The 11,532-nt window shown below is 62.5% G+C and carries 12 protein-coding genes; 7 read left to right on the top strand and 5 right to left on the bottom strand.

Going from position 1 to position 11,532, the window contains the following annotated elements:
- Positions 1–199 precede the first annotated feature (199 nt).
- The gene (locus HUX88_RS13125) at positions 200–2,548 is read left to right on the top strand and encodes a Tex family protein (protein WP_176362059.1); all 2,349 of its coding nucleotides are present in this window, start codon (positions 200–202) and stop codon (positions 2,546–2,548) included.
- Here HUX88_RS13125 and HUX88_RS13120 read toward each other — a convergent pair.
- Together HUX88_RS13120 and HUX88_RS13115 are read right to left on the bottom strand one after the other, a co-directional pair.
- Complete coding sequence (locus HUX88_RS13120) at positions 2,545–3,096, bottom strand: DUF2812 domain-containing protein (RefSeq protein WP_147330373.1); 552 nt, start codon at positions 3,094–3,096, stop codon at positions 2,545–2,547. The two genes, HUX88_RS13125 and HUX88_RS13120, sit on opposite strands and share 4 nt — an antisense overlap.
- A gap of 9 nt (positions 3,097–3,105) precedes the next feature.
- Complete coding sequence (locus HUX88_RS13115; protein ID WP_176362058.1) at positions 3,106–3,429, bottom strand: PadR family transcriptional regulator; 324 nt, start codon at positions 3,427–3,429, stop codon at positions 3,106–3,108.
- 149 nt (positions 3,430–3,578) lie between these two features.
- On the opposite strand from HUX88_RS13115, the gene grxD reads away from it, so the two are divergent.
- Together grxD and HUX88_RS13105 are read left to right on the top strand one after the other, a co-directional pair.
- Positions 3,579–3,890 (top strand): Grx4 family monothiol glutaredoxin, encoded by a 312-nt coding sequence (grxD, locus tag HUX88_RS13110; RefSeq protein ID WP_028819582.1) that lies wholly within the window; start codon positions 3,579–3,581, stop codon positions 3,888–3,890.
- On the top strand, positions 3,883–4,479 hold the full coding sequence (locus tag HUX88_RS13105; RefSeq protein WP_176362057.1) for a UbiX family flavin prenyltransferase: 597 nt from the start codon (positions 3,883–3,885) through the stop codon (positions 4,477–4,479). The genes grxD and HUX88_RS13105 overlap by 8 nt, the downstream gene beginning before the upstream one ends.
- A gap of 15 nt (positions 4,480–4,494) precedes the next feature.
- Here the strand turns inward: HUX88_RS13105 and HUX88_RS13100 are convergent, their stop codons facing one another.
- From HUX88_RS13100 to HUX88_RS13090, 3 genes are all read right to left on the bottom strand, one after another.
- Positions 4,495–4,665 carry a hypothetical protein gene (locus tag HUX88_RS13100; RefSeq protein WP_020703835.1) on the bottom strand — a complete coding sequence of 57 codons (171 nt, stop codon included), beginning with the start codon at positions 4,663–4,665 and terminating at the stop codon, positions 4,495–4,497.
- A gap of 247 nt (positions 4,666–4,912) precedes the next feature.
- On the bottom strand, positions 4,913–5,320 hold the full coding sequence (locus HUX88_RS13095; RefSeq protein WP_028819584.1) for a hypothetical protein: 408 nt from the start codon (positions 5,318–5,320) through the stop codon (positions 4,913–4,915).
- Positions 5,321–5,563: 243 nt separating this feature from the next.
- Positions 5,564–6,604 (bottom strand): MBL fold metallo-hydrolase, encoded by a 1,041-nt coding sequence (locus HUX88_RS13090; protein ID WP_117012221.1) that lies wholly within the window; start codon positions 6,602–6,604, stop codon positions 5,564–5,566.
- An 88-nt stretch (positions 6,605–6,692) separates the two neighbouring features.
- Between HUX88_RS13090 and HUX88_RS13085 the strand changes: the two genes are divergently transcribed.
- From HUX88_RS13085 to HUX88_RS13070, 4 genes are all read left to right on the top strand, one after another.
- Positions 6,693–7,097, top strand: a complete 405-nt coding sequence (locus HUX88_RS13085; RefSeq protein WP_117012222.1) for a MerR family DNA-binding transcriptional regulator — start codon at positions 6,693–6,695, stop codon at positions 7,095–7,097.
- 112 nt (positions 7,098–7,209) lie between these two features.
- Positions 7,210–8,394: an isovaleryl-CoA dehydrogenase gene (locus tag HUX88_RS13080; protein ID WP_117012223.1), complete on the top strand. Its 1,185-nt coding sequence runs from the start codon at positions 7,210–7,212 to the stop codon at positions 8,392–8,394.
- A 120-nt stretch (positions 8,395–8,514) separates the two neighbouring features.
- Positions 8,515–10,338, top strand: a complete 1,824-nt coding sequence (gene aceK, locus HUX88_RS13075; RefSeq protein WP_176362056.1) for a bifunctional isocitrate dehydrogenase kinase/phosphatase — start codon at positions 8,515–8,517, stop codon at positions 10,336–10,338.
- Positions 10,331–11,530 carry an acetyl-CoA C-acyltransferase gene (locus tag HUX88_RS13070; RefSeq protein ID WP_117012225.1) on the top strand — a complete coding sequence of 400 codons (1,200 nt, stop codon included), beginning with the start codon at positions 10,331–10,333 and terminating at the stop codon, positions 11,528–11,530. The genes aceK and HUX88_RS13070 overlap by 8 nt, the downstream gene beginning before the upstream one ends.
- The last annotated feature ends 2 nt before the right edge of the window (positions 11,531–11,532 follow it).

Below are 11,532 nucleotides of genomic sequence, written 5' to 3'. Positions count from 1 at the left end.
CGCATTGTTGGTCAGCATGGTTCAAAAACGGCAACAGGCGATATTATCCGCCATACACGCCTTCGTGTTTGCGGATTCTTCAAAAACCCGCAGATAAACGTGTTACTTCGGCCGCCCACAGTCCGTTTGGACTGTCAAGACTGGCGCATTCGCGCCGATTGCGTATCATTCCGGGCTTGACTGCTTAGGAATCGCCCACATGTTGCCTTCAATCGAACAACGTCTTGCCCTGGAACTGACTTGCAAACCGGTGCAGGTCGCCGCCGCCATCGCCCTGCTGGACGAAGGCGCCACGGTGCCCTTCATCGCCCGCTACCGGAAAGAAGCCACCGGCGGCCTGGACGACATTCAATTGCGTCTGCTCGAAGAGCGGCTGCGCTACCTGCGCGAGCTGGAAGACCGCCGCGCCGCCATCGTGGCATCGATCACCGAGCAGAATAAAATGACGCCCGAACTGTTAGATGCAGTCATGCATGCAGAAGACAAGACCCGTCTTGAAGACTTATACCTGCCCTACAAGCAAAAACGCCGCACCAAGGCGCAAATCGCCATCGAAGCGGGCCTGGCGCCGCTGGCCGACGGCCTGCTGGCCAATCCGGAACTGAACCCGGAAATGGAAGCCAACAAGTACCTGCGCGACGCCTTCACCACCGCCGAGGGCAACAATCCGGGCGTGGCCGATATCAAGGCGGCGCTGGACGGCGCCCGCCAGATCCTGATGGAACGCTTTGCCGAAGACGCCACCCTGCTGCAATCCCTGCGCGAATATGTGCAAGAGCATGGCATCGTGGAATCCAAGGTTATTGAAGGAAAGCAAGACGAGGGCGAAAAGTTCGCCGATTACTTCGATTATTCCGAAACCATCGCCACCGTGCCGTCGCACCGCGCGCTGGCCCTGCTGCGCGGCCGCCGCGAAGGCATCCTCGACGTCACGCTGCGGCTCGACACCGAGGCCGAGAAACCGAAGTGGGACGCGCCGCACAATCCGTGCGAAGGCCGCATCGCCGCCCGTTTCGGCATCAAAAACCAGGGCCGTCCGGCCGACAAGTGGCTGGGCGACACGGCCCGCTGGACCTGGCGCGTGAAGAGCTTCATGCACCTGGAAACCGAGCTGATGGGCGCGCTGCGCGAGCGCTCCGAGCAGGACGCGATCAACGTCTTCGCCACCAACCTGAAGGCGCTGCTGCTGGCCGCGCCGGCCGGCCAGCGCGCCACCATGGGCCTGGACCCGGGCCTGCGCACCGGCGTCAAGGTGGCGGTGGTGGACGCCACCGGCAAGGTGGTCGACACCGCCGTGATCTACCCGCACCAGCCGAAAAACGACTGGGAAGGCTCGCTGCACACCTTGGGCAAGCTGGCGGCCAAGCACAACGTCTCCCTGATTTCGATCGGCAACGGCACCGCCTCGCGCGAAACCGACAAGCTGGCGCAGGACCTGATCAAGCGCTTCCCTGAGCAAAAAATGAGCAAGATCGTCGTCTCGGAGGCGGGCGCGTCGGTGTATTCGGCGTCGGAATTCGCCTCGCGCGAACTGCCGGACATGGACGTGTCGCTGCGCGGCGCGGTGTCGATCGCCCGCCGCCTGCAGGATCCACTGGCCGAGCTGGTCAAGATCGATCCGAAATCGATCGGCGTCGGCCAGTACCAGCACGACGTCTCGCAAACCCAGCTGGCCCGCTCGCTGGACGCGGTGGTCGAGGATTGCGTGAACGCGGTCGGCGTGGACGTCAACACCGCCTCGGCGCCGCTGCTGGCGCGCGTGTCGGGGCTGTCGGCCTCGGTGGCGCAGGCCATCGTGGCCTACCGCGACGTCAAGGGCGCGTTCACCTCGCGCGCGGCGCTCAAGTCGGTGCCGCGCCTGGGCGACAAGACCTTCGAGCAGGCGGCCGGCTTCCTGCGCGTGATGGGCGGCGAGAACCCGCTGGACGCCTCGGCGGTGCACCCGGAATCGTATCCGCTGGTGGAGAAGATCCTCGGCGACATCAAGAAGGACATCAAGGCCGTGATCGGCGAAACCGCGCTGATCAAGACGCTCAATCCGGCCAAGTACGCCGACGACAAGTTCGGCGTGCCGACCATTTCCGACATCCTGAAGGAGCTGGAGAAGCCGGGCCGCGATCCGCGCCCCGAGTTCACCACCGCCACCTTCAAGGAAGGCGTGGAAGAGATCCGCGACCTGCGCCCGGACATGATCCTGGAAGGCGTGGTCACCAACGTGGCCGCGTTCGGCGCGTTTGTCGACATCGGCGTGCACCAGGACGGCCTGGTGCACATCTCGGCCTTGTCGAACACCTTCGTCAAGGATCCGCACACGGTGGTCAAGGCCGGGCAGGTGGTCAAGGTCAAGGTGCTGGAGGTGGACGAGAAGCGCAAGCGCATCGCCCTGACCATGCGCCTGACCGACAGCGCGCCGCAAGCCGGTTCGCAGCCGCAGCAGCGCGGCGACCGCAACGACCGCAAGAGCATGGGCCAGCACCAGAAGCAAGCCGCCAAGTCCGAGCCGATCGGCGGCAGCATGGCGGCCGCCTTCGCCAAGCTGCGGGGTTAAGCGCGCTTCAGGTTGCGGACGCGGCCGCCGATTCTGGCGATCGCATAAAGCAGCAGCAACAGCACGGCAACGTTCAGCCACGCTGTGGCGGCGGGGAAGGCGGCGATGTCCGCCTTCCGTGCCAGCAGTTCGCGCGAGTTCCGGAAGTTGATCCATATCGACGGCACCTGCGCCACCATGGCCAGCGCCAGCAGCCGGAGCACAGTCCGGTACTTGCGTATCCGGCCCGCATTGTCGGTAAAGATTTCCATCACCGCGCCAGCCTTGCGGGTCTTGCGCCAGCAATGCCAGCCCATCGTCGACGCCACGTATTCCCAGCCCGCGTCCTGGAACAGCTGCATGTATTCCGGGTCGCGCCGCTGGCGGCCCACGTCCCACCGGTAGGCCACATCCGCAGGTGCGCCGCGCACAAAGGTATGCAGGCCGATGCAGTTGGTGTCACGTAAATGCAAGCCCTGGGCCGCCATCCGCTGCAGCCATTGTTCGTGTTTCTCGTCCTGCCAGACAAACCACAACTTGAACTTCCGCACTACGGTACCGTTTTCCACACTGCCTCCCTAAGCGGCTCGCAGCAACGCATGGGCGTTGCCAACCATGATTTCCAGCCGGCGCACCTGCTCGGCCAGCACCTTGCGTCCCAACTCCGTCAGCGCATACACCTTGCGCCGTTCCTCTTCCGCCACCTTGACGATCAACGCCTGCTTTTCCAGCGTGCCGAACACGCCGTACAAGGTGCCCGGCCCCAGGGTGACGCTGCCGCCGCTCATGATTTCCACCTTCTGCATGATGGCGTAGCCGTGCAAGGGCTCGTTCAGCGCCAGCATCACGTAGAACGTGGCCTCGGACAGCGGCAGATACTTCGAGTATTGGATATCGTCCATCCCGCTCCTCTGTATCGTTAAACGGTATATCGATAGTCGATATATCGATAAACGCTATACTACCAATGATTTTCGGCTTGTCAAGCACGCGGCGGCCGCATTTCTTATAAAATGACGGCATCTAATTACATCTTTTCACTGAGGCAGCTATGAGCGACGTACAAACCTGGATCAAAGAAACCGTGACCGCCACCCCTGTGGTGCTGTTCATGAAGGGCACCGCCCAGTTCCCGCAATGCGGCTTTTCCGGCCGCGCCATCCAGATCCTGAAAGCTTGCGGCGTTGAGAACATTGCAACCGTGAACGTGCTGGAAGATCCTGAAGTCCGCCAGGGCATCAAGGATTACTCGAACTGGCCAACCATTCCCCAGCTGTACATCAAGGGCGAATTCATCGGCGGTTCGGACATCATGAACGAAATGTTCGAGTCGGGTGAGCTGAAGGCTTTGCTGGATGCCTGATCGTCCGCGGCGGATCATTATCGCCATCACCGGCGCCACCGGCGCGGTGTATGGCGTGCGTCTGCTGCAACAGTTGCAACACACCGCAGGCGTGGAGACGCATTTGATCGTCTCGGACGCGGCGGTCCTCACGCTGCACCAGGAAACCGGCTTGCAGCGGCGCGAGGTCGAGGCGCTGGCCCACGTGGTGCACAAGGTGCGCGACGTCGGCGCGGCCATCGCCAGCGGTTCTTTCCAATCGGATGGGATGATCATCGCGCCGTGCTCGATGAAGACGCTGGCGTCGGTGGCGCACGGCCTGTCGGACAACCTGGTCGCGCGCGCGGCCGACGTGGTGCTCAAGGAGCGCCGCCGGCTGGTGCTGATGGTGAGGGAAACGCCGTTCAACCTGGCGCACTTGCGCAATATGACGGCGGTGACGGAAATGGGCGGGATCATCTTCCCGCCGCTGCCCAGCTTTTACCACAACCCGCAAAGCATCGCGGAGATGGTCGACCACACCGTGGGCCGGGTGCTGGATTTGTTCAGCATCGAGCATGCGCTGGCCCCGCGCTGGAACGGCATGAAGCCCGCCAGCGAACCAAACTAACCTGCCCGTGCCACGCTAGCGTTTGTCGAACTGCGATCCGCTGGCCTTCTTCAGATCCCGTGCTTCCTCGACCATGCGGCGATGGGCGATACGCTTGCGCATCACCTCGGCGTGCTGGGCGGCGGTCATCGGGGGGACGGTCATCAAATCTTTTAGCTGCGCGACGTTGCTGTAGTTACTTTTCATAAGACGGCTCAAAAGCTAGGCTCCCGAAGTAAATGCTGCGGCTCAGCGGCGCTGATTGCCTATTGTGCCTCAAAACCGTGTCGAAACTATGACAATTCGTAAAGCCCCTCAAAATAAAAAAGGCGCCCCCTTGGGGACGCCCATTCCGAACAAAAACTTGCTTTCCCGTGAAACTAGTTTCACACGGAAACAGTCCAGTCTTCAGCCACAAACGGTAAAAATAACTCCGTAGTAGTACATAAAATGACTACTTTTGGTAGTTGACACGCACCAACATGCGTATAAATTCGCGTGCGATCTGGCGATGATGCTCGTCCAGGCGTTGCAAATCCGCGATCAACTTGACGTCGGCCGACTCGAAGCGCGACAGGCCGTTGCCGCCGTCGCCAGCCGGCGCGTCCGCCTCGGCACCGCCAAAGCGCAGCCATTCGGCCGGCACGCCCAGCCATTGCGCGATCATGCGCAGCTTTTCCTGGGTCGGAATCGCCTCGCCTACCAGCCATTTGCGGGCGGCGTGGACGGTGATGGGCCGGCCATCGAAGCGGATGTTGAATTCCCGCGCCAACCTGGTTGGACTGTCGGGGGAGTAGTGGGCGTTCTTGAGAGCCTGTTGCAAGCGCTGGCTAAAGCTTTCGCGTTCATTGGAAGAATTCATAATTGCACTATTTCACGTTGCGTCATGAAAGTCAGTCTCTTGTTTTTAAGATCTGATTGTGACGTGATGGGATTTTATAATTAACACTTTATCCTCTGTAAGTGCAAGCGCCCGCAAAAACAGGCGCCGAACTTTATTCGGTTTCCCGCTGCGAAATAGGCCTGAGCCTCGGAGCCGTTTCCAGCGGAAATAGTGAAGTTATTACAATAACACTACTGCTAGTTTACGGCCAGACTTTCGACGCTACGCGACGCGGAAGCGTATGATGCCGTCCGCCCCTGTTTGACGGCGCACGATACCGTCGTGCCACAAATTGTGCAGATGGGCCAGCGCCTCGCCCAGCGCAAAGCTCAGCTGGTGGGCGTCCAGCGGCCGTTTGAACATCAGCGGCACGATGTCGGCCGCCGACTGCCAATCGCGGCAGGCGTCCACCACTTCGGCCAGCCGCTCGACGTGGTGCTGGCGCAATTGGGCGATGCGGGTGTGCAGTCCGCGGAACGGTTTGCCGTGCGAGGGCAGCACCAATACATCATTCGGCAAGTCAACAAACTTGCTTAATGATTCTAAATACAGCGTCAGCGAGTTGGCTTCCGGCTCGACGGCGAAAACCGATACATTGGTGGAAATGCGCGGCAGCACCATGTCGCCGGAAATCAGCACGTTCAATTCCGCGCAGTACAGCGCCGCGTGTTCGGGGGAATGGCCGAAACCGGTGATCACCCGCCAGCTCCGCCCGCCGACCGCCAGCGCCTGGCCGTCCTGGATGCGCGTGTAGGCAGACGGCACCGACGGCACCAGCGTCGGATAGTAGTTTTTCCGGCCGCTCATCTTTTCCAGCATGTCCGGGTCGCGCAGGCCGTGGCGCTGGAAGTGCGGCAGCGCCGCCAGGCCATCCACGCCGGGCAGCGCGGCCGCCATCATGCGCGCGAACGCGTATTCGCCGGTGGTGGTCCACAACGGCGCGTCCCAGCGGCGGCACAGCCAGTCGGCCAGGCCGATGTGGTCGGGATGGCAATGGGTGGCGAACACCCGCCGCACCGGCAGGCCGTCCAGGCCGCTTTCGAAGATGGACTCCCAGGCGGCGCGGGTGGCGTCGCCGGCCACGCCGCTGTCGACCACGCTCCAGCCGTCGCCGTCGCGCAACAGCCAGAGGTTGATATGATCCAGCGCAAACGGCAGCGGCATGCGCAGCCAGCGCAGGCCCGGCGCGATCTCGTGCGCGGCGCCGATGGCCGGGATGGTGTCGCCCAGCGGGTAGTCCAGTTGCGATTCGAGCGGGTTCATATTTTCTTCTTTCGGAAAGTCAGGCGCGCTACAATGTGCTTGACGTTGACGTAAACGGAAATTGTACGACTTTACCGCAAACCTAGAGATGCCCACCTACACCATCACCGAACTGGCCCGTGAATTCGACATCACGGCGCGCGCGATCCGCTTTTACGAAGACCAGGGCCTGCTGAGCCCGTCCCGCGAAGGCGCCGGCGGCCGCAACCGCGTCTACACGCCGCGCGACCGCACCCGCCTCAAGCTGACCCTGCGCGGCAAGCGCCTGGGCCTGTCGCTGTCGGAAATCAAGAGCCTGGTCGACATGTACGAATCGCCCAAGGATACCAGCGCCCAGATGAACCGCTTCCTGGGCGTTCTGGCGCAGCACCGCGAAACGCTGGAACAGCAGCGCGAGGACATCGAAATGTCGCTGGCCGAGATCACCGCCCACGAGGACGAATGCAAGCGCCTGCTGGCCGCCATCGGCGAGCCCCGGCCGGCCACCATCTGACAAAAATAACAAGATTGCGTGACGGCCCACCGTCACCGCTGCTTTACGTTTACGTTAACGTCACACCGGCGTATTATTGACGCTTCCACCAAAACACAAGAATGAGGACGACATGCTCCATCTCCCAGGCCTGACCTTTGACCACGGCGAAGACATCGCCGCCCTGCGCGAAGCCGTGCAACAGTTCGCCGCCGCCGAAATCGCGCCGCGCGCCGCCGAAATCGACCGCAACGACCAGTTCCCGATGGACCTGTGGCGCAAGATGGGCGAGCTGGGCGTGCTCGGCATCACCGTCGGCGAGGAATACGGCGGCGCCAACATGGGCTACCTGGCCCACATCGTGGCGATGGAGGAAATCTCGCGCGCCTCGGCCTCGGTCGGCCTGTCGTACGGCGCCCATTCGAACCTGTGCGTCAACCAGATCAAGCGCAACGGCACCGAAGAGCAAAAACAAAAATACCTGCCCAAGCTGATCTCCGGCGAACACGTCGGCGCCTTGGCCATGTCCGAGCCGAACGCCGGCTCCGACGTGGTCAGCATGAAGCTGCGCGCCGACTTCAAGGGCGACCGCTGGGTGCTGAACGGCACCAAGATGTGGATCACCAACGGCCCCGACGCCGACGTGCTGGTGGTCTACGCCAAAAACGACCTGGAAGCCGGCCCGAAAGGCATGACCGCCTTCCTGATCGAAAAAGGTTTCAAGGGCTTCTCCGTGGCCCAGAAGCTCGACAAGCTGGGCATGCGCGGCTCGCACACCGGCGAGCTGGTGTTCGAGGACTGCGAAGTGCCGGCCGAGAACGTGCTGGGCGGCCTGGGCAAGGGCGTCAACGTGCTGATGTCCGGCCTGGACTTCGAGCGCACCGTGCTGTCCGGCGGTCCGCTGGGCATCATGCAGGCTTGCATGGATGCTGTTGTGCCCTACATCCACGACCGCAAGCAATTCGGCCAGCCGATCGGCGAATTCCAGCTGATGCAGGGTAAGATTGCGGACATGTACTCGACCATGATGGCGTGCAAGGCATATGTGTACGCCGTCGGTCAGGCCTGCGACCGAGCCAAAACCCCGGAAGCGGTCCGCCAGTTGCGCAAGGATGCAGCGGGAGCCATTTTGTATAGCGCAGAAAAAGCGACCTGGATGGCCGGCGAGGCGATCCAGACGCTGGGCGGCAACGGCTACATCAACGAGTATCCGGTCGGCCGCCTGTGGCGCGACGCCAAGTTGTATGAGATTGGCGCCGGCACCAGCGAAATCCGCCGCATGCTGATCGGCCGCGAACTGTTCGCGGAAACCAAGTAAGCATGGCCGGTTAGCGTCATTCCCGCGCAGGCGGGAATCCATGCTGAGCTGGATGAGTCGGCGCACTATGGGTTCCCGCTTTCGCGGGAACGACGGATAATCTGACTGCGAAAACTGTCCATGATCCAGGCTGCTTTCCCCAAACTGCTGCGCTCGCAGATCGCGTTCGACATCGCGCGCACCATCCGCGACGGCTTCGACAAGCACTACCGCCTGTTCCGGCTCACCAGCCAGCAGGCCAAGCAGCACTTCGAGCAGGGCGCCTGGCGCGTGGCGCAGCAGGCCGCGCGCGAACGCATCGGATTCTACGACCGCCGCGTGCAGGAATGCGTGCAGATGCTGGAGGACGAGTACGACCCGGCCGAACTCACCGACGAGGTGTGGCGCGAACTCAAGCTGCACTACATCGGCATGCTGTCCGACCACAAGCAGCCCGAGCTGGCCGAGACCTTCTTCAACTCGGTCTGCTGCAACATCCTGCACCGCCGCTACTTCCACAACGAGTTCATCTTCGTGCGCCCGGTGGTCTCCACCGAGTACATCGAAACCGAGGAAGTGGCGCCGACCTACCGCGTCTACTACCCCGGCACCGACGGCCTGCACTACACGCTCAAGCGCATCATCACCAACTTCCAGCTGGCCACGAAATTCGCCAACCTGACGCGTGACGTGGCGCAGATCGAAGGCCGGCTGCGCACGCTGTTCGGCGGCATCAAGCTTGAGCCCAACCACCAGATCCATGTGCTGTCGAGCCTGTTCTTCCGCAACAAGGGGGCCTACATCGTCGGCAAGGGCATCAACGGCAACAAGGAATATCCCTTCGTCGTGCCCATCCTGCACAACAAGAACGGCGAACTGATACTCGACACCGTGCTGTTCGACCACGAGCAGATCACCATCCTGTTCTCGTTCACGCGCGCCTACTTCCTGGTCGACATGGAAGTGCCGTCGGCCTACGTGCAGTTCCTGCGCACGCTGCTGCCGCGCAAGCCGCGCAGCGAGATCTACACCATCCTCGGCCTGCAGAAGCAGGGCAAGACGCTGTTCTACCGCGACTACCTGCAGCACCTGAAGCACTCGTCCGACCTGTTCGACATCGCGCCCGGCATCCGCGGCCTGGTGATGCTGGTGTTCGCGCTGCCGTCGTTCCCGTACGTGTTCAAGGTCATCAAGGATTTCTTCCCGGCGCCCAAGGAAACCACGCGCGCGCTGATCAAGGAAAAATACCTGCTGGTCAAGCACCACGACCGCGGCGGCCGCATGGCCGACACGCTGGAATATTCCAACGTCGCCTTCCCGCGCCACCGCTTCAGCGAGGAGCTGATCGCCGAGCTCAAGCATTTCGTGCCGTCGCTGCTGGAGGAGGAGGGCGACCAGCTCGTCATCAAGCACCTGTACATCGAGCGCCGCATGGTGCCGCTCAACATGTGGCTGACCAACGCCGAGAAGGACAACGACGACGTGCAGATCGAGCACGGCGTGCTGGAGTACGGCAACGCTATCAAGGAACTGGTGGCGGCCAACATCTTCCCCGGCGATATGCTGTACAAGAACTTCGGCGTCACGCGCCACCAGCGCGTGGTGTTCTACGACTACGACGAAATCGAATACATCACCGACTGCAATTTCCGCGTGATCCCGCAAGCGCGCACGGAAGAGGAAGAGATGGCTTCCGAGCCGTGGTACCCGATCGGCAAGTACGACGTTTTCCCCGAACAGTTCGGCCGCTTCCTGCTGGGGAACGCCAAGATCCGCAAGTATTTCATGAAGCACCACAGCGAGCTGCTGACGCAAGCCTGGTGGCAGGCGCGCAAGCAGCGCATCCTCGACGGCTACGTGGAAGACGTGTTCCCGTATCCGCAGCACATCCGTTTTTGCAATCAACACACCACCCCACCGGCGGCCATCCAGCCGCCATTTATGGAGACCTTAGAAAATGAATGATCCTATCGTAATCGTCGGTGCGGCACGCACCCCCATGGGCGCCTTCCAGGGCGACTTCTCCGGCAAGGCCGCGCACGACCTGGGCGCCGTCGCGATCCAGGCCGCCGTCGAACGCTCCGGCATCGATGGCAAGCTGGTCGAGCACGTCTACTTCGGCAACTGCCTGATGGCGGGCCAGGGCCAGGCGCCGGCGCGCCAGGCATTGTTAAAGGCCGGCCTGCCGACCTCGACCGGCGCGGTCACGCTGTCCAAAATGTGCGGCTCGGCCATGCAGGCCGCGATCTTCGCGCACGACCAACTGGTCGCAGGCAGCGCCGAAGTGGTGATCGCCGGCGGCATGGAATCGATGACCAACGCGCCCTACCTGGTGCCGAAGGCGCGCGGCGGCTACCGCATCGGCCACGGCATGCTGTTCGACCACATGATGTACGACGGCCTGGAAGACGCCTACTCGCGCAACGAGAAAACCGGCGAAGGCCGCTCGATGGGCACCTTCGCCGAAGAGTGCTCGGCCAAGTACGAGTTCACCCGCGAGGCGCAGGACAACTTCGCCATCGAATCGGTCAAGCGCGCACAGGTCGCCACCAGCGAGGGCTACTTCAAGTGGGAAATCGCGCCGGTCACCGTGACCAGCCGCGCCGGCGACACCGTCATCGACAAGGACGAAGGCCCGCTCAAGGCCAAGGTCGACAAGATCCCGACCCTGCGCGCCGCGTTCAAGAAGGACGGCACCATCACCGCCGCCTCGTCGTCGTCGATCAACGACGGCGCCGCCGCGCTGGTGATGATGCGCGAATCGACCGCCAAGAAACTGGGCGCCACCATCATCGCCAAGATCCACGGCCACGCCACCTTCGCGCAGGAACCCAACCTGTTCACCACCGCACCGATCGGCGCGGTGGAAAAGCTGTACAAGAAAATCGGCTGGGGCACCAAGGACGTCGACCTGTTCGAGATCAACGAAGCGTTCGCCGCCGTGCCGATGGCCGCCATGCGCGACCTCGACATCCCGCACGACAAGGTCAACATCCACGGCGGCGCCTGCGCGCTGGGCCACCCGATCGGCGCATCCGGCGCGCGCATCATCGTCACCCTGATCGGCGCGCTGAAGCGCACCGGCGGCAAGAAGGGCGTGGCGGCGCTGTGCATCGGCGGCGGCGAAGCGACCGCGATGGCCATCGAGCTGGCATAAGC

It is taken from the genome of Duganella sp. BJB1802 (assembly GCF_013369445.1).
Classification (GTDB): domain Bacteria; phylum Pseudomonadota; class Gammaproteobacteria; order Burkholderiales; family Burkholderiaceae_D; genus Rugamonas; species Rugamonas vulcania_A.
The sequence above is the reverse complement of the archived record's forward strand: the minus strand, read 5'-3'. Positions and strand labels throughout refer to the sequence as shown.

Excerpts from the sequence above, each read along its gene's own strand:
- HUX88_RS13085 (WP_117012222.1), top strand. The coding sequence starts at position 6,693 with ATGCCCACCTACACCATCACCGAACTGGCCCGTGAATTCGACATCACG.
- HUX88_RS13125 (WP_176362059.1), top strand. The coding sequence starts at position 200 with ATGTTGCCTTCAATCGAACAACGTCTTGCCCTGGAACTGACTTGCAAA.
- HUX88_RS13105 (WP_176362057.1), top strand. The coding sequence starts at position 3,883 with ATGCCTGATCGTCCGCGGCGGATCATTATCGCCATCACCGGCGCCACC.
- HUX88_RS13080 (WP_117012223.1), top strand. The coding sequence starts at position 7,210 with ATGCTCCATCTCCCAGGCCTGACCTTTGACCACGGCGAAGACATCGCC.
- HUX88_RS13090 (WP_117012221.1), bottom strand. The coding sequence starts at position 6,604 with ATGAACCCGCTCGAATCGCAACTGGACTACCCGCTGGGCGACACCATC.
- HUX88_RS13115 (WP_176362058.1), bottom strand. The coding sequence starts at position 3,429 with ATGGACGATATCCAATACTCGAAGTATCTGCCGCTGTCCGAGGCCACG.
- HUX88_RS13095 (WP_028819584.1), bottom strand. The coding sequence starts at position 5,320 with ATGAATTCTTCCAATGAACGCGAAAGCTTTAGCCAGCGCTTGCAACAG.
- grxD (WP_028819582.1), top strand. The coding sequence starts at position 3,579 with ATGAGCGACGTACAAACCTGGATCAAAGAAACCGTGACCGCCACCCCT.
- aceK (WP_176362056.1), top strand. The coding sequence starts at position 8,515 with ATGATCCAGGCTGCTTTCCCCAAACTGCTGCGCTCGCAGATCGCGTTC.
- HUX88_RS13100 (WP_020703835.1), bottom strand. The coding sequence starts at position 4,665 with ATGAAAAGTAACTACAGCAACGTCGCGCAGCTAAAAGATTTGATGACC.
- HUX88_RS13070 (WP_117012225.1), top strand. The coding sequence starts at position 10,331 with ATGAATGATCCTATCGTAATCGTCGGTGCGGCACGCACCCCCATGGGC.